The 16,373-nt window shown below is 56.8% G+C and carries 14 protein-coding genes and 1 tRNA gene; 9 read left to right on the top strand and 6 right to left on the bottom strand.

What is annotated here, in order from left to right:
* Positions 1–4: 4 nt before the first annotated feature.
* The 3 genes from ACIK7D_RS16715 to ACIK7D_RS16705 are packed head-to-tail and all read right to left on the bottom strand — an operon-like array spanning position 5 to position 3,278.
* Positions 5–1,132, bottom strand: coding sequence for an iron-containing alcohol dehydrogenase (locus tag ACIK7D_RS16715; RefSeq protein ID WP_400156852.1), 1,128 nt, complete (start codon positions 1,130–1,132; stop codon positions 5–7).
* Positions 1,129–2,085 (bottom strand): 4-hydroxythreonine-4-phosphate dehydrogenase PdxA, encoded by a 957-nt coding sequence (gene pdxA / locus ACIK7D_RS16710; RefSeq protein WP_400156851.1) that lies wholly within the window; start codon positions 2,083–2,085, stop codon positions 1,129–1,131. The genes ACIK7D_RS16715 and pdxA overlap by 4 nt, the downstream gene beginning before the upstream one ends.
* Positions 2,082–3,278, bottom strand: coding sequence for an exo-alpha-sialidase (locus tag ACIK7D_RS16705; protein WP_400156850.1), 1,197 nt, complete (start codon positions 3,276–3,278; stop codon positions 2,082–2,084). Before ACIK7D_RS16705 ends, pdxA begins: the two co-directional genes overlap by 4 nt.
* A 323-nt stretch (positions 3,279–3,601) precedes the next feature.
* On the opposite strand from ACIK7D_RS16705, the gene ACIK7D_RS16700 reads away from it, so the two are divergent.
* From ACIK7D_RS16700 to ACIK7D_RS16665, 8 genes are all read left to right on the top strand, one after another.
* Entirely contained in the window at positions 3,602–5,110 is a 1,509-nt protein-coding gene (locus ACIK7D_RS16700) for an ABC transporter substrate-binding protein (RefSeq protein ID WP_127755496.1), read from the top strand.
* Between the two features lie 76 nt (positions 5,111–5,186).
* Complete coding sequence (locus ACIK7D_RS16695) at positions 5,187–6,101, top strand: ABC transporter permease (protein WP_035262398.1); 915 nt, start codon at positions 5,187–5,189, stop codon at positions 6,099–6,101.
* A gap of 15 nt (positions 6,102–6,116) precedes the next feature.
* Entirely contained in the window at positions 6,117–7,040 is a 924-nt protein-coding gene (locus ACIK7D_RS16690; RefSeq protein ID WP_080819582.1) for an ABC transporter permease, read from the top strand.
* The gene (locus ACIK7D_RS16685; protein ID WP_400156849.1) at positions 7,033–8,676 is read left to right on the top strand and encodes an ABC transporter ATP-binding protein; all 1,644 of its coding nucleotides are present in this window, start codon (positions 7,033–7,035) and stop codon (positions 8,674–8,676) included. Before ACIK7D_RS16690 ends, ACIK7D_RS16685 begins: the two co-directional genes overlap by 8 nt.
* Complete coding sequence (locus ACIK7D_RS16680) at positions 8,673–9,554, top strand: dihydrodipicolinate synthase family protein (RefSeq protein WP_400156848.1); 882 nt, start codon at positions 8,673–8,675, stop codon at positions 9,552–9,554. Before ACIK7D_RS16685 ends, ACIK7D_RS16680 begins: the two co-directional genes overlap by 4 nt.
* Positions 9,555–9,751: 197 nt before the next feature.
* Positions 9,752–9,841, top strand: a tRNA-Ser gene (locus ACIK7D_RS16675).
* A gap of 167 nt (positions 9,842–10,008) precedes the next feature.
* On the top strand, positions 10,009–10,746 hold the full coding sequence (locus tag ACIK7D_RS16670) for a HipA family kinase (protein WP_174024421.1): 738 nt from the start codon (positions 10,009–10,011) through the stop codon (positions 10,744–10,746).
* Positions 10,743–11,585 carry a DUF3037 domain-containing protein gene (locus ACIK7D_RS16665; protein WP_174024419.1) on the top strand — a complete coding sequence of 281 codons (843 nt, stop codon included), beginning with the start codon at positions 10,743–10,745 and terminating at the stop codon, positions 11,583–11,585. Before ACIK7D_RS16670 ends, ACIK7D_RS16665 begins: the two co-directional genes overlap by 4 nt.
* Before the next feature lie 21 nt (positions 11,586–11,606).
* On the opposite strand, the gene ACIK7D_RS16660 is transcribed toward ACIK7D_RS16665, so the two are convergent.
* The 3 genes from ACIK7D_RS16660 to ACIK7D_RS16650 form a co-directional block, all read right to left on the bottom strand.
* The gene (locus ACIK7D_RS16660) at positions 11,607–12,281 is read right to left on the bottom strand and encodes a hypothetical protein (RefSeq protein ID WP_309510199.1); all 675 of its coding nucleotides are present in this window, start codon (positions 12,279–12,281) and stop codon (positions 11,607–11,609) included.
* A 160-nt stretch (positions 12,282–12,441) separates the two neighbouring features.
* Positions 12,442–13,680 carry a PD-(D/E)XK nuclease family protein gene (locus ACIK7D_RS16655; protein ID WP_309510198.1) on the bottom strand — a complete coding sequence of 413 codons (1,239 nt, stop codon included), beginning with the start codon at positions 13,678–13,680 and terminating at the stop codon, positions 12,442–12,444.
* Between the two features lie 9 nt (positions 13,681–13,689).
* Positions 13,690–14,961 carry a PAN domain-containing protein gene (locus tag ACIK7D_RS16650; protein ID WP_400156847.1) on the bottom strand — a complete coding sequence of 424 codons (1,272 nt, stop codon included), beginning with the start codon at positions 14,959–14,961 and terminating at the stop codon, positions 13,690–13,692.
* 182 nt (positions 14,962–15,143) lie between these two features.
* Between ACIK7D_RS16650 and ACIK7D_RS16645 the strand changes: the two genes are divergently transcribed.
* Positions 15,144–16,136, top strand: coding sequence for a site-specific integrase (locus tag ACIK7D_RS16645; protein ID WP_400156846.1), 993 nt, complete (start codon positions 15,144–15,146; stop codon positions 16,134–16,136).
* The last annotated feature ends 237 nt before the right edge of the window (positions 16,137–16,373 follow it).

The following is a 16,373-nucleotide window of genomic DNA, read 5'->3' as shown; positions in this document are numbered from 1 at the left end:
TTGCTCAGAAGGCGTGGCGGTAAATGCCGAGCACGTCCTCGATGCTCATGTCGACGGGGTTATTGTCCATCAACCGGCGGATGGCATGCGCATCCTCAGCGTAGCGGGAAAGATCGGCCTCAGTCGCGCCATGCCGTGCGAGCGACATTTCGATGCCGAGCCCCGCGCAGAAATCCGTTGCCGCCTTGCGCAGATCATCAGGCGAAAGGTGTTCGCGAAGCCCGAGCGCTCCCGCCACTTCCGCTGTCTTGGCCGAAACCGCAGGCTGATTGAATGCCAGAACATGCGGAAAGACGATGGCGTTCGCCAGCCCGTGCGGCAGGTTGAGAAGCGTGCCGAGCGGATAGGCGATGGCGTGGCCGGCCGCCGTATTGACCGGGCCGAGGCAGATGCCGCCATAATAGGAGGCGAGCATCATGCCTTCCCGTGCTTCAGTATCTGCGCCATCGCGGACGGCGCGCGCCAGATATTTGCCGACCAGCGCAAAGCCCATGCGGGCGAAACCGTCGATCATCGGATGGGCCTTGCGGTTGGTGAAGGCTTCGACGCAATGGGCCATGGCATCCACCCCGGTTGCCGCCGTAACGGCTGATGGAACGGAATAGGTGAGTTCCGGATCGAGCACGGCGAAATCCGCGATCAGATGAGGGCTTTCGACCGCGATCTTGTTGCCTTTCACCGGGTCTGTGATGAGCGAACGGATGCCGGCTTCAGAGCCAGTGCCGGCGGTGGTGGCGATCTGCACCAGCCGTGTGTCGCGCCCGGCAACCCTGTTCGGCCCCGCCACGTCTTCAAGCGACTGGCTGGAATTCCAGAGGGCAGCGACCAGCTTCGCCACATCCATTACCGAACCGCCACCGAGGCCGATGACGAGATCCGGTTTGGCGGCGCTTGCTGCGGCAAGGGCGGCTTCGAGCGTTGCGGTGTCCGGCTCGCCGGGAATGGCGTCGAAGATCGTGAAAGGGCCCTGCAATTGCAGCCGTTCGGCAAATTTTGCCGTCAACGGTGTGGCGATAATCAGGGTCGATGCTGTTTTTTCCGCCCAGGCGCCGACCTGTGAAATGGTGCCGGCACCAACGGCGAGCCGTCGTGGCTGGTGGATGAGAATGGGAGCTGTCGACATGGTGCTCATTCCTTCCGCTCCTTGCCCGCAACCAGCTTGCGCGCATATGCGATGGCCGCATTCATGTTGCCGTGATTGGCGATGCCCTTGCCGGCGATATCGAAAGCCGTGCCGTGATCGACGGAGGTACGGTCTATCGGCAGATCGACCGAGACGTTGACGGCGGTGTCGAAGGCGACAAGCTTTATCGGGATATGGCCCTGATCGTGATATTGCGCGACGACGAGATCGAAAGCGCCGGAATAAGCCCGGTGGAACACGGTGTCGGCGGAAATCGGTCCCTGCACCTCGATGCCTTCGGCGCGGGCGGCTGCGACCGCCGGTGCGATCTGGTCGTCATCCTCGGTGCCGAACAGGCCGTTTTCACCGCAATGCGGGTTGATGCCGGCAACCGCGATGCGCGGTTGAACATAACCGATGCGTTTCAGATGCGCGTTGCCGGCGCGGATGGTCGCCAGCACCCGCTCCGTCGTCGCCCGGCGAATGGCCTCCTGCAGGGAGACATGGGTGGAAACGTGAATGACCTTCAGCCGTTCGGAGGCGAGCAGCATATAGGCGGCCGAGGAGCCGGTGAGGCTTCGCAACATGCCGGTGTGCCCGTCATAATGATGACCGGCGAGATTCAGGGCTTCCTTGTTGATCGGCGCGGTGACGATGCAGCCGATTGCACCCGCTTCGGCATCGCGAACGGCCTTTTCGATAAAGCGGAAAGCGGCGTCTCCGGCCACTGGCGACAATTTACCCCAGGGCAGCGGCGCGCCCTCCACGGGCAGGTCGACCACGTGCTGAGAAAGATCGATATCAACGCCGAGCGCCTCCCGCGCCGCTTCCAGCGTGGCGAGGTTGCCGTAAATCCGCGTCGCCGCACGATCCGGGGCGGACATTTCGGCGAGCGCCCGCACCGTAATCTCGGGGCCGACGCCGCAGGGGTCGCCCATGGTGATGCCAATGATGTTGCTCATCTTTGTCTCCCGTCGTTCTCGTCAGCCCAGCCGGGCGCCAGCCGGACATATTTGATTGCGCGGCGATGATAGGTGTAGCTCGCATGCAGCGTACCGTCCGGCGCTTCCAGAAGCCACGGATAGGACATTTCCAGATTACGCCCATCGGTCGAATCGTTCGAAAGGCAGGTGCCCGGCCCGTCTTCGATCAGGATCCGGGTGGTAAAACTGCGCCCGTCATCATCGGACAGGCAGATCGAAACCGGCGCGCGCGGCACACCCCAGACCGGCACACAACCGCCGCTTGGATCGGCATCGGGCCTGTCGTCTTCCTCTCCCAACTCGTCATAAAGCGAGGCGCGGCGATCGCTCGACTGCGCGGCGTTGACGGGGTTGCAGATCATAGCCAGCCTGCCATCGTTCAGCCTGATGACCGCAATGGAGGAATTATTGTTGGGCACATCGGTCGGCTGCGGCTTTGACCATGAGCGACCGCCATCGGCGCTTTCCGTGCGATAGACGAAATCGGCCTGACGGCGGCGGAAGAAGGCGGCGTAGCCCCCATTCGTCACCGCAACCGGGCTCATATGCACGCAGCCGGTCGATTCCTCCAGCTCCTGCAATTGCCAAGTCGCACCATTGTCCGTGGATATGCCGAGCGCTGCCGTATCATGGCTGCCGTTCCATTTCTGGCCGGGTCGCTGGACGCAGCGGAAGATCGGCAGCAGCCAGACGCCATCATCGCGGATGCGCAGCGGCGCGCGGATGAAACAGCCCCGGGGGAGATCGAGAAAACGTCCTTCTTCGGAAACAAGCTTTTCCGGTGCAGTCGGGTCGCGGTGGATTCGCGCCATGCGAATGCGGCATTCATCCTGATTGCCGGAGGGCTGGGCGGTATGAAACAGCCAGAGAACGCCATCCGGCGCGGTGAAGAAAACCGGGTTCTGTTCGGAATGGGCGGGGTCGTGGCTCAGGCGCTGCGGCGGTCCCCAGCGGGTTGAACCCGCTGTCAGCACAGATGCGAAAATCGAAATATCCGATTTTCCCTCCAGCGTGCCGCCGAACCAGGCGCAGAGCAGGGTGCCGTCTTCCAGAAGGTGTAGGAAGCTCGCATGGTTCTGGATCATGGGCGACGGCAGGAAAGCTTCCTGCCGGTTTTGCGACACGGCATGCATGGCTCCGGTCATGGCGTGAGCGATGTCATCAGGGGTCATCGTGGTCTCCTCTTGTCCTGATGAAAATGACATATTCAAAAAGTTGTCAAGTTTTTTTGATAAAAAAATGGGATCTATTATTTTTGATTATTTTAGCTAAACATTTGTTTTTAAAAAATAAAATTAAGAGACTTGGCTCGAATAAAATTTGGCATCTAAAAATAAATTGACAAAAAATGCGATAACGCCGATGCTCTGCTTACGGGTGGAGGAGACAATCATCCGCACGCCATGCTCCTCAATGCAGGAGATGGGGATTTTTAAGATGCCCCTTGCGGTGCGCCGCCATGTTGCTGAATTTCTGAATCTGGGAGGAGAACGGAATGAAGAAGTCATTGATTGCGGGCGCCCTTGTCTTGGGTTCCCTCAGCGCCGCGGTTTCGCCGGTGCTCGCTGCATCGGGGCCGATCAAGATCGTGCTGGCGGAAGAGGCGGACCTGCTCGAGCCCTGCATGGCCACCCGCTCCAATATCGGCCGCATCATCATGGAAAATGTCAGCGAGACGCTGACCGAGCTCGATGTGCGCGGCAAGAAGGGCGTTCAGCCGCGCCTTGCCGAGAAGTGGGAGCAGAATGCCGACGGAAGCTGGCGTTTCCACCTGCGTGAAGGCGTAAAGTTTTCCGACGGTACGGCATTCGATGCCAAGGACGTCAAGCACAGCTTCGAACGCATCATGAGCGACAAGAACGCCTGCGAGTCCCGCCGTTATTTCGGCGGCATGACGGTGACCCCGTCGATCGTTGACGACCACACGATCGACTTCAAGACCGAACCGGCCCAGCCCATTCTGCCGCTGCTGATGTCGCTCGTCACCATTGTTCCCGAAGAAACCAAGATGGAATTCATCCGCGAGCCTGTCGGCACCGGGCCTTACAAGCTGACCAACTGGACGCCGGGCCAACAGATTGTGCTCACCGCACGCGACGACTATTGGGGCGCCAAGCCGCAGGTGACGGAAGCGACCTATCTTTTCCGCGCCGATCCTTCGGTCCGCGCCGCCATGGTGCAGACCGGCGAAGCAGATCTGTCGCCTTCCATTTCCCAGCTAGACGCCACCAACGCCAAGACCGACTTTTCCTATCTCGACAGCGAGACGGTCTATATGCGTCTCGACCATAACATCGCGCCGCTGAACGATGTCCGGGTACGCCGTGCGCTCAACCTCGCCATCGACCGGCAGGCCTTCCTTGGCACGCTGGTTCCGGAAGGTGCCGTGCTGGCCACCGCGCTCGTTCCGCCGACCACGCTTGGCTGGAACCCCGACGTCAAGGTCTTCCCCTATGACCCCGAGGGCGCAAAAAAGCTGCTCGAGGAAGCAAAGGCTGCCGGTGTGAAGGTGGATACGCCGATCACCATCATCGCGCGCACCGCGAATTTCCCCAACGTCACCGAGATCATGGAGGCGATCCAGCAGCAATTGCAGGAAGTCGGCTTCAAGATCGACCTGAAATTCGTGGAGGTGGCCGAGCACGAAAGCTATTACTCCAAGCCCTTTAAGGAAGGCCGCGGACCGCAGATCGTCGCTGCCATGCACGATAATTCCAAGGGCGATCCGTCCTTCACCATGTTCTTCAAATATGCCACCAAGGGTACCCAGTCCGGCTTCTCGGACAAGAAGGTGGACGATCTGATCGAACGCGCATCGGCAGCCGTCGGTGACGAGCGCGCCAAGCTGTGGTCGGAACTCATTGCCTACCTGCACGATGACGTGGTGGCGGATGTGCTGCTGTTCCATATGGTTGGCTTCTCCCGCGTCTCGGAACGGCTGGACTTCAAGCCCACCATCGCCACCAACTCGATGCTGCAGCTTTCGGAAATCGGCATCAAATAGGACCCCGCGTCTTATCAATTGAGAAGCGGCGGCGCGGCGAAAGCCTCGCCGCCGCATTGAAAAACCGGAGGCAACCATGCTGAGCTTCATCCGAAAACGTTCCGTTGCGAGCCTGATTTCCCTGATTGGCCTCATCGTCATGGTTTTCTTCCTGTCGCGCCTGACGGGGGACCCGGCCGCGCTGTTTCTGCCGGTGGAGGCTTCGGAAGAGTTGAAGCAGCAGTTCCGGGCGTTGCACGGGCTGAACGATCCGTTGATGGTGCAGTTTCTGCGTTACGCGGGCGATGTGATGACGGGTGATCTCGGAGAATCGCTCAGAAAAGCCCGCCCGGCGCTGGATGTGGTGCTGGAGGCTTTCGTCTGGACTCTCTGGCTTGCGGTCATCACCATGTCGCTCGTCACCACCGCCGCCATCGTCATCGGTTCGCTTGCGGCTTTCCGCTCCGGCGGCTTCTTCGACCGCATGGCCTCAAGCATCTCGCTCATCGGTGCATCCGTGCCGGATTTCTGGCTGGCGATCGTTGCAATCGTCGTCTTCTCCGTCAATCTCGCCTGGTTGCCCACGTCAGGAACGGGCTCCGTGCTGCACTGGATATTGCCGATCGCGGTCCTGTTCGTGCGCCCCTTCGGCATTATCGTGCAGGTGGTGCGCGGCTCGATGATCGGCGCTTTGTCCTCGGCCTATGTCAAAACGGCGCGTGCCAAGGGCGTGAAGTCGGGTCCGATCATTTTCATTCACGCCTTGCGAAACGCCATGCTGCCGGTCATCACCGTCATTGGCGACCAGGCGGCAAGCCTTCTCAACGGTGCTGTCATCGTCGAAACCATTTTCGGTTTTCCCGGTGTCGGCAAGCTGATGATCGATTCCATTCTTCAGCGCGATTTCAATGTCGTGCTCGCCGCCATTCTCGTCACCGCGCTGGCGATCTTCCTGATGAATCTTCTGATCGATATCGCCTATGCGCTCCTCGATCCGCGTATCCGGCACTGAGGAGGCCGTTCAGTCATGAGCCTTTCCAGCGCCGACACCGAGATCATCGCCGAGCCGTCCTTTGCAACGCGCATGCTGCGCATGTTGTGGGCGGATAAATTCGCGCTCTGCGCCGCGATCTTCCTCGTCATCGTCGTTATCCTCGCTTTTGTCGGCCCGGCCTGGCTTGGCGATCTGGCGACGAAACAGAACCTGCGCGGGCGCAACCTCGCCCCGTTCGACTGGCAGCGCGAGTGGTATTTCTGGCTGGGGGCGGATGCGCTCGGCCGTTCGCTTCTCGCTCGCATTGTCGCCGCCACGCAAAATACGATGATGATCGCCGCAGGTGCGGTGCTTCTTTCCGCCATCACCGGCACCGTGCTCGGGCTGATCGCCGGTTTTTCCTCCAACCGTGTCGGCCAGATCATCATGCGGCTTGCGGATGTGATCATGTCGTTCCCGTCGCTCTTGATCGCGGTCATCGTGCTTTATCTGCTCGGCTCCTCCATCCTCAACCTGATGCTGGTTCTCGCCATCACCCGCATTCCCGTTTACATCCGCACCACGAGGGCGGAGGTGCTGGAGGTACGCGAGCGCATGTTCGTGCAGGCGGCGCGCGTGATGGGCGCCTCCGGCAAGCGCATCCTGTTCCGCCACATCCTGCCTGTGGTGTTGCCGACGCTGACGACGCTCGCCACGCTTGATTTCGCCTATGTGATGCTGGCGGAAAGCGCGCTGTCCTTCCTCGGCATCGGCATTCAGCCGCCGGAAATCACCTGGGGCCTGATGATTTCGCAGGGACGGCAATATCTCACCAATGCCTGGTGGCTGTCCTTCTGGCCGGGACTTGCCATCATTCTCACCACCCTGTCGCTCAACCTGCTTTCCAACTGGCTGCGCATCGCGCTCGATCCCGTGCAGCGCTGGCGGCTGGAAATGAAAGGCCGCAAGCATGGTTGACCATCTTCTCGACGTGCGCAACCTTTCCGTGGAGTTTCACACCGCAAGCGGTGTCGTCCATGCGGTGAAGGATATCTCCTACCATATCGACCGTGGCGAAACGCTGGCCATCCTCGGCGAAAGCGGTTCGGGCAAGTCGGTATCGTCCTCGGCCATCATGAACCTCATCGACATGCCGCCCGGACATATCAGCAGCGGCCAGATATTGCTCGACGGCCAGGATCTTCTGACCATGCCGGCCGAGGCGCGCCGCGAGATCAACGGCCGGCGTATCGCCATGATCTTTCAGGACCCGCTCAGCCACCTCAATCCGGTTTATACCGTCGGCTGGCAGATCCGTGAGGCGATGACCACCCACGGCATGGACAAGGCAAAGGCCGAAGCGGAGGCGAGGCGGCTGATCGCCCGCGTCGGCATTCCGGACCCGGACGGGGCCTTGAAGAAATATCCGCATGAATTTTCCGGCGGCCAGCGCCAGCGCGTGATGATCGCCATGGCGCTGGCGCTTCGGCCCGATCTCCTGATCGCCGATGAGCCGACCACGGCGCTTGACGTAACGGTGCAGGCCGAGGTGCTTTCGCTGCTCAAGGAATTGCAGCGGGAAACCGGCATGGCCGTGCTCATCATCACCCACGATCTCGGCGTCGTCGCCGAAATCGCCGATCGCGTGGTGGTGATGGAAAAGGGCGTTCTGGTCGAGGCTGGCACGGTTCGCGAGGTCTATCGCAATCCGCAGCACCCCTATACCCGCAAGCTCATCAGCGCAGCACCCGGCAGGGGCGACATGCACGAGCCGCACGCGGTGGGCGAAGCGCTGCTCAGCGTGCGTGATGTGCGCAAGCGTTACGGCGCCTTCGAGGCGCTGAAGGGCGTTTCCTTCGACCTCATGGAAGGCGAAACCATCGCGGTCGTCGGCGAAAGCGGTTCCGGCAAATCGACGCTGGCGCGTATTCTACTTCGCCTCGATGAGCCGGATGCGGGCAGCGCCTTGTGGAAGGGCCGTGATCTCTTCAAGCTTTCGCCTGCCGAACTCTTCGCGCTCCGGCGTGATCTGCAGATGGTGTTTCAGGACCCCACCCAGTCGCTCAATCCGCGCATGACGGTGTTCCAGCTGATTTCCGAGGCCTGGGTCATCCATCCGGAGATATTGCCCAGGGCAAGATGGCGTGAGCGGGTTGCGGAATTGCTGCATCAGGTGGGTCTCTCGCCGGAACATATGCGCCGTTATCCGCACCAGTTCTCCGGCGGTCAGCGGCAGCGGATCGCCATTGCCCGCGCATTGGCGCTGGAGCCGAAGCTCATCATCTGCGACGAGGCGGTCTCGGCGCTCGATGTTTCTGTTCAGGCGCAGGTTATCGCGTTGCTGGACAAGCTGCGCCGCGAAATGGGCCTCTCCTTCATCTTCATCGCGCATGATTTGCCGGTGGTTCGGGATTTTGCCGATCACGTCATGGTTATGCAGCGGGGAGAGGTTGTGGAGTTCGGAACGGTCCGCCAGGTGTTCGAAACGCCGCGCGAGGCCTATACCCGTGCCCTTCTATCCGCGAGCCTCGATCCCGACCCCGATATGCAATCTCAGCGTCATCCGGCCGTCGCCGGCGACGCCATCGCAAATTCAAGCGGAGTTCTTTCATGAGCAAACAAGCTTTCGTCGCGCTCGTCACCTGTTTCAACGAGGACGAAACCATCAATTACGAAGCGACCCGCGCGCAGGTGCGCCGTCAGGTGGCGGCCGGCAACAACATCATGTGCGCCGGCACCAATGGCGATTTTACCGCGCTCACGCATGAGGAAAAAATCCGGCTGACGGAAGAGGTGGTGGACGAAGTTGCAGGCCGTGCCAAGGTGATCGTGAATGCGGGCATGCCCGCCACATTCGAAACCCTGCAACTTGCCAAAGCCTTCGACCGCATCGGCGTCGATGGCATCGCCGTCATCACGCCCTTCTTCATCGCCTGCACGCAGGACGGCTTGATCCGCCATTTCTCGGCAGTGGCTGACGCCGTTAAAACGCCGGTCTATCTCTATGACATTCCCGCCCGCACCCAGAACCACATAGAGCCGGAAACTGCGCGCAAACTCGCCACCCATGGCAATATCGCCGGCATCAAGGATTCCGGCGGCGCGCAGCAGACGCTCGAAGCCTATCTTCAGGTGGCAAAGGAGATGCCCGGTTTCGAGGTCTATTCCGGCCCGGATCACCTCGTTCTCTGGTCGTTGCAGAATGGTGCCGCAGGCTGCATTTCCGGCCTCGGCAACGCGCTGCCGGATGTGCTGGCCGGCATTCTCAATGCTTTCAACGCCGGCGACATCACCGAGGCCGAACGCCAGCAGGAAATCTATGCCGACTTCCGCACCGATCTCTATGCCCTCGGCTTCGCACCGGCCATGGTCAAACGCTCGCTTTATCTCCAGGACTCTTCCGTCGGCGCCAGCCGCCAACCAGCCCTTCTGCCCGATAGAGAGCAGGATGAAAAAATCCTGGAAATCTTACGGCGTTATCAACGGATCTGACGCTGCTATCGAATGTGGCGCGCACCCCTGCGGATCGTGCGCGTCATCTTGAAAATATCTGTGAAAACGGCCAGAAGCCGATGCCTTTCCCCAGCCTCACCCATGACGAATAATTTGTGACACAAACACGAAATTCCCCTTGTCAGTCACGCCATTGATGTTTAAGAGGAGCGCGCAACGCAAGCGTTCGCGCATGCGGAGAGGTGGCAGAGTGGTCGAATGCACCGCACTCGAAATGCGGCATACCTGCAAGGGTATCGTGGGTTCGAATCCCACCCTCTCCGCCATAAAATTCCTTGGGTAGGTAGGGTTTCTCCCCGTCAGCAGACTTCTGTTGATATTCGCTGTCAACGCAAAATTGGTCAGGGCCACGATCGCGGCACGCTCTTGCGCTTGGACTTCTCGTGACTGTGTGATCTAAACGCTTGCTACTATGTGGCGTGCGTGGGGACCGATGCCGATCGAGATCGATGAAGTGCTGAGACGTTCTGAGCAGGGAGCAACTGAGCCCTACATCTGTCGTGGCTCGGACGGAAAACTCTATTTTGTTAAGGGGAGAGGGGCTGGTTATGACTCGCTGGTAAAAGAGTGGGTTGCGGGTCAACTTGCGCGCCGATTAGGGTTGCCAATCCCAACCTTTTGCTTCGTCGACGTGCCGCAGGGTCTATATGAGGCCGGTCGGAGTGGACCTCTAGGTGATTTGGGGGCAGGGCTGCTGTTCGGTTCCGAGAACGTCGAGAATGTCAACGAAATATCTTTCGTGAACGTTGATCAGGCCCCGGCAGAGCTAAAGCGTGACATTGCTGCGTTTGACTGGTGGATAAAAAATGGCGATCGAACGCTAACGGAGGCTGGAGGTAATCCCAACCTTCTTTGGTCCGAGACAGATCATCGTCTCGTGGTCATTGATCATAATCTAGCTTTTGACGAAGAGGTAACGCTTCGTTCACAGCTTGAAAGTCATATCTTTCGTCAGTCTCTGTCTGAAATATGTGACCGGGCAGATCTACGCGCGCGCTATACCGCTCGGTTTGAGGAAGCTTTTGTAGAATTGCCCCAGATCTTTCGTGACATACCGGAACGGTGGTTTTATGTAGACGATGCCTGCACGGTCGATATTAATTTGTCGCTAGACCGTATTGAGGCCATATTGGAGCGACATAGAGTGCCTGCGTTTTGGGAACGAACATGAAAAAGCATGCTGTAAGCTATGCGATAATCCGTTTCCAGCCTCACATCGAGACGGAGGAATTCGCGAACATCGGTATAGTGCTTGTCGCGCCTCGCTTAAGCTATTTAGACTTTAGGCTCGAAACAAGACGCTTGGGCAGACTGACCAGCTTCTTCGACAGCGTTGAAGCAACGACTATTCGTAGCGTTCTCAAAAGCTACAACGCAGAGCTCAAGCGCATTAAAGATCTCGCCAGACATACAGGCGATGGGCAAAGTAGATTTGAGTTCGAGCTGAGCGACAATGCAGAGCACCTTTTTCACGCCTTGACGAAAGATCGCGAGGGGATCATCCGATTCAGCGACGTTCGCTTTGCGATGACTGAAAATCCCAAGGCAAAGCTCGAAGAACTGTTCAATTATTATGTGAAGCGGAATTTTGCGAATTCGGTTTACCGCGAGGGCTTGTTGGAAAAGCATGTTCGTAACATGCTCCGGCTCCAGGCGATCGACAAAAATTTCAAGCGGCGGACGTTCAACGACGGAGTTTATTCGGCGACGTTCCCATTCGTCGAAATTGCCGGGGACAAGCCGATCAAAATTTTAAAACCGATCTATCTTGGCCAAGATGACCCTACCCGCATTCTTGACCACGGAAACAAGTGGCTATTTACAATCAAACGACTAAGACAGTTGCTTCCTCAAGATATTGTTTTCGCGGTCGAAGGGCCAAACGGACCTTCATTGCGACAGCGAGCATTCCGTGAGACTGTTGAACAGTTTCGTGAAAACGATATTCAAGTGGTAGATGCTACAAAAGAGAGCGAACTAGTAGGCGCTATAGCTACTTTCAAACCATAGGATAGGTGCGCTTGCAGAGTTCTACTCATAGCGGTCGATAGCCACAGAAGCCCCTTTGAGCTCTTGCAATGCGAGTGCTACAAGCTCTTCCCATGCGCTACTTAGCGCCGTGGTTTGACGATTCAAGTTTGCGATTCTGCCCATTACTCGATCATATACGTCCTGTGGCACCCAACCATCTTCGGCAGCGCGCCAAGTCATCCAACCGCGCCCATCCGAGGTGTAGAGATTGAAGAAATCGTGAAGAAAATGCTCAGCATCGCGACAAAGCTGTTCGTAGCGGGCTTGGAGACCTTCGTTGTGGAACGGAAAAATGTCGTCCTTGTAATAATGGACGAGTTCTCGGATGCCGTCATAGTCGGTGTCTCGAATAGATGTTTCAATAGCGTGCTCACGTAAAATGTAAGCTTGATGTCGATCTACGAGCTTAAGGATCGCGTTCAACTTCTTTACGTCATCAACCAGGATGCTGTCGCGTGTGCTGTTGTCAGAAACGAATTCCGCGAGTTCGACACTGATCCAGGTTAAAGAAGATGCAATGAGAGCAACTACGGGAGCGATACCGATTTTTGCCAGATCAATTGGCCATTGCACCCAGATAAGCGATCCCATGACCGCGACCGTTGCTGCAATTCGTGAAATTTTTCTGGGATGTTCTGGCACGATCAGCACTTCTGCTGGCTCCTCATTGTTCAACGACGCATCCTGTCACTGGCTTGATCCATCGCGTGATGGTCCTGCGGTCCCGCTCGGTCAGTGTGGCTGACGGCTGGAAGATGAAAGTGTCTATGTGATTCTTGTCTCCTTCTCGGAGGCCAGCGTGCCAATCATGCAGATTCAGCATAACACACCGGATTTACGACGGCACGCCAATGCTCACTCGCGCCGGTGGGATGCGGGAAAGAATTGGATCGAAATGGTCAAAGACACGGCGCGCGAACAACTGCAGGTTCTTTGTTACAATTTCAATCGACCTGTCCAAATCTGTGTCATCATCGATTTGACCGCTGAGCATCTCAGCTTTGGCAAGACACATCCAATCCCTGCCAACTTTCGCGTTCGGCCTATGCAACCTAGTTCCGACTAGCAACGACACGTAATCCTTTCGGAACTCTTCTTCACCAGGTCCAAGATAAAGATAGGCGTTAACTTTCGACCCCTCACGTTTAAGCTCCAACAGAACTAGACGTTTGCTTTCCGTCCAGGTAGATTTTTTGAATCCTGGAAGGGAATCCCAAGATTCAAACGCAAAGCGAATGATGGTTTTATAATCTGCGTCCAAAACGACGCTTAGTCCGCTATCGGTCAGCGACTTAACAATATCGACCTTTCGGTCCTTTAGGGCTTCGAAAAAATTCCCAGCGGCGTCGGGTTTTCTCTCGGACAGGAAATCAAGCGCTTGTCCATAACGAGACCAAAGCTTGCGCGCGATTTCTTCTAAGCGAACGTCATCCAAATGGTGTCTCCTTAACATCCTAAGATACGCTGCTAAGCTTTCACTGCCCGGACCCGTATTTGTTTTGCCAGAGATCAGTTCCAGCTCTTTTGCAAGATCATTTATTACCAGAGGCTGCCAATAGTCTCCGTCAAGCGGCTCCTCCTCATACTTCGTGAGGAATACGTTAACCTGCTTCCATCCTTGCTCCTTGGGCCACTGGCTTTCGACGATTTTTCGATACCGACGGAGCTGATCGGTGCCTTGCGTCGATTCCACTTTCAATTCCACCGGGATAACTATTTTCTCCGATTGAATGATGATGAGTAGGTCAATATTGCGCCACTCGCGTCGAACGTCAGCCTGCTCGATATCCATCAGATGAACATCCAAAGGTTTCAAATGAAACTCGCCGCTCGCAGGTAGAGTTGTTCGTGAGATTGCCAGCAGAAATGCTCTGAGCACTTCGCTATGGAACCCGTGAGGCCGACCCGGATTGAGCATGTAGGCAAGAAAATTACCGTGCCGAACCTCCGAGCGAACCATCCCCAATGCTTCGAAAGGGCAGAAATGATCAAATTCTTTGTCAAGGTGCTGGAATTCGCTGTCGTTAAGGAGCTTTTCAAGATCTAACTCAATATTAGGGGATGGTGAGTTCATGGAAATTTCTCAGTCTAGGCTAATGATCTTGGCGGGTGCAAACCGTTCCAGCTTTTTCAGTCCGGATACCATTCCTTTGCCAGGCATGGGCGTTCCGAGCGTGCCTTTCAGCCAACATTCCTTCTTTGGCTTAATATACGTGAAGGCCACGCACTGCTTCTCATCGATGCAAGCCAGACGACATTCCAGAGGAGTCTTCGCCGAACGTTCTGGACGCCGAGATAAATCGCCACCGGGTAAATCGACGTCATCAAACAGCGCTGATTGCGGATCGATCGTTCCAAGCGTGATGGCAGATGGATCTGCTTCGGCTCCACTCAGAAAGCGGCCCGAAAACGCAACGCTATTTCCATCGGCTCGTCCCGCGTTCGATTTCAGGAAGCAGTTCGGGCCTCTCTTGATTTTGGGGTTGGCATTGTATGTGAAAGCTTTGCACTGGCCGTTCATGATCAGGCAACGTTGAGCACATTCGCTGGCGTCGACGACACGCTGCGATGAGATGTCGTCACCGAAGAGGTCCAGCCCGGTGTAGATAGCAATGCGATTGGGTCGCCGGGTAAATTCGTCGAGGGTTGACAGTTTTGCCTGCTGTTTTGAGTCTGGCGCAGAGGGCGACGTGGGACCATCTCCCAGAAGGTTCGCATCACTTGGTTTCTGGTCACTATCTTGGCCAGCGACTGCAACGGGAACGTCGACAATCGTCGGCGTCGTTGATCGCTCATGCGCCGTTCGATTGAGCTTGTATTTATCCACCTCGTCTTGGCTGAATATATGCATATCATCAGGCGGCGTCTTAAACATGACGTGCATGACGTCCACGGGCGTCCCAAAGCGATTGAGGACTTCGATAATGTCCGAGATCGCGAGTTGTGCGCCTACGAGGTCTGGCGAGTCGGACGAAATCTGATGAACACCCAGGGCTCCATCGACCTTCCGTTCATTACCGGCGAGAAAGACGAACGAACAGGCTGATAAGCACTTGCTTTCTTTTGGAATGTAGGTCGCCAGCTTACGTTGATGGATATCGTCCGCAATGAGCAAGCCCATCTGGACATTGCCACCGGGACTATTGAGAGTGACGAGCTTCGCATTTGGCGTTGCTTGGAGCGCGCGGCGAAAATTTAGGCCTGAATTGACGTCGATGTCGCCATTCAATGCGATCACGTCCGGATTTGCGTCACTTACAGCAAAAGGGCCGAATGTTCTCTCTCCGGCAAATGCTCCGGAAAAAGTTGCCGCTAAAATAACGCTGGCGCTAACAAAGCGAAGTAATCCACGCATACGCAATACCCTTTACCCATGCATATCAAACTATACTGACGCCGCGCATGCAAGGCGCTCAATCATAAATCGCCTATGATTTTTGATTGCAGTTAAAGCGTGTGATTGCTGCGCAGGGTTAATCCTTGGCCCCCTCGTCGGGGCATCCTACGCTTGATCGACAATGAACGTTGGAGATCACGATGGCGACAATCAGAAAACTCAGGGGAAGATGGCAGGCGCAGGTTCGTCGGCGTGGTATGAAGCCGCGTTGCAAATCTTTCGACACGAAGCTCGAAGCCGAGAAGTGGGCGCGCGACCTTGAGGCGCAGGTTGATAGGTTTGGAGCTGCGCCGGACACAAAAATACTCGAAATCACTACGCTCGGGCAGCTTCTTGAACGTTACCAGCGCGAAGTGTCGCCTTTGAAGCGTGGCTCGGTCCAAGAGATACAGCGGATCGACGTGCTCCGTCGCCACGAACTCGCATACAGGACGATGATCGGACTGAGCCAGCAGGACATTGCGTCATTTCGTGATGAAAGGCTCCAGTCGGTGGCTCCATCTACCACTGTCCGCGAGCTTGCCATCCTCAGCCATGTCCTTGAGGTCGCTATCCGCGATTGGGGGCTGCCGCTTGCAAAGAATGTCGTGAAGTTGGTTCGTCGTCCGGTGATAAGAAATGAGCGGAGCCGCCGACTGATCGGCGACGAGGAGCAGCGTCTGCTCGATGGCTGTGCTGGTGGAAAGATTCCCTACTTCCGGACGCTGCTAATCCTAGCGATCGAGACAGGGATGCGTCGTGGCGAGCTTCTCGGCCTTCGATGGGCGGATGTCTCGCACAATCGCAGGGTGATCAGTCTGGCGATGACTAAGAACGGAACCAGCCGCGAGGTGCCGCTGTCCCAGCGTGCCTTCGATGCACTGATGGACTGGAAGTCACTCGCAGACGTAGATCAAGCTATCGTCTTTCCGATGAAACCCGGTTCCCTGGAGCAAGTGTGGTATCGTCTGTTGGCTCGGGTTGGCATCACCGGCCTAAGATTTCACGATTTGCGTCACGAGGGCGTCAGCCGCCTCTTCGAGCGTGGGCTGAACGTGATCGAGGTCAGCAGCATCAGCGGGCATAGGGAGATGCGTATGTTGAAACGCTACACGCATCTTGCTGCTGATGATCTGGTCACTCGTCTCGGGTAGATCCATCTACGCCAATGCCGTCGCCTTGCGCTATGTTTACATAATCTTGCCTCAGCGCCAAATCCGTCAAGGTCGAGGGACGAAATCGGTCATAAATGTGTATCTTAGGTTGTGTTATACCTCGCCTCCAACCTCAAAAACGCTGCCGATTTAGACCCAACCTTGTCATGATGTTTACATCACCTTGCGGATTTTTCCCATTTCAAGCGTTTTTGGTGCTGATGTAAAGGTTATGCA

The sequence above is a fragment of the Agrobacterium sp. P15N1-A genome (genome assembly GCF_044626815.1).
In the GTDB taxonomy this organism is placed as follows: Bacteria; Pseudomonadota; Alphaproteobacteria; order Rhizobiales; family Rhizobiaceae; genus Agrobacterium; species Agrobacterium leguminum.
Note: the sequence above shows the minus strand (reverse complement) of the source record. Positions and strands in the feature narration are given on the sequence as shown.

Coding starts and splice junctions, on each gene's coding strand:
- ACIK7D_RS16650 (WP_400156847.1), bottom strand. CDS start 14,961: ATGCGTGGATTACTTCGCTTTGTTAGCGCCAGCGTTATTTTAGCGGCA.
- ACIK7D_RS16685 (WP_400156849.1), top strand. CDS start 7,033: ATGGTTGACCATCTTCTCGACGTGCGCAACCTTTCCGTGGAGTTTCAC.
- ACIK7D_RS16655 (WP_309510198.1), bottom strand. CDS start 13,680: ATGAACTCACCATCCCCTAATATTGAGTTAGATCTTGAAAAGCTCCTT.
- ACIK7D_RS16690 (WP_080819582.1), top strand. CDS start 6,117: ATGAGCCTTTCCAGCGCCGACACCGAGATCATCGCCGAGCCGTCCTTT.
- ACIK7D_RS16645 (WP_400156846.1), top strand. CDS start 15,144: ATGGCGACAATCAGAAAACTCAGGGGAAGATGGCAGGCGCAGGTTCGT.
- ACIK7D_RS16665 (WP_174024419.1), top strand. CDS start 10,743: ATGAAAAAGCATGCTGTAAGCTATGCGATAATCCGTTTCCAGCCTCAC.
- ACIK7D_RS16705 (WP_400156850.1), bottom strand. CDS start 3,278: ATGACCCCTGATGACATCGCTCACGCCATGACCGGAGCCATGCATGCC.
- ACIK7D_RS16700 (WP_127755496.1), top strand. CDS start 3,602: ATGAAGAAGTCATTGATTGCGGGCGCCCTTGTCTTGGGTTCCCTCAGC.
- ACIK7D_RS16680 (WP_400156848.1), top strand. CDS start 8,673: ATGAGCAAACAAGCTTTCGTCGCGCTCGTCACCTGTTTCAACGAGGAC.
- pdxA (WP_400156851.1), bottom strand. CDS start 2,085: ATGAGCAACATCATTGGCATCACCATGGGCGACCCCTGCGGCGTCGGC.
- ACIK7D_RS16670 (WP_174024421.1), top strand. CDS start 10,009: ATGCCGATCGAGATCGATGAAGTGCTGAGACGTTCTGAGCAGGGAGCA.
- ACIK7D_RS16695 (WP_035262398.1), top strand. CDS start 5,187: ATGCTGAGCTTCATCCGAAAACGTTCCGTTGCGAGCCTGATTTCCCTG.
- ACIK7D_RS16715 (WP_400156852.1), bottom strand. CDS start 1,132: ATGAGCACCATGTCGACAGCTCCCATTCTCATCCACCAGCCACGACGG.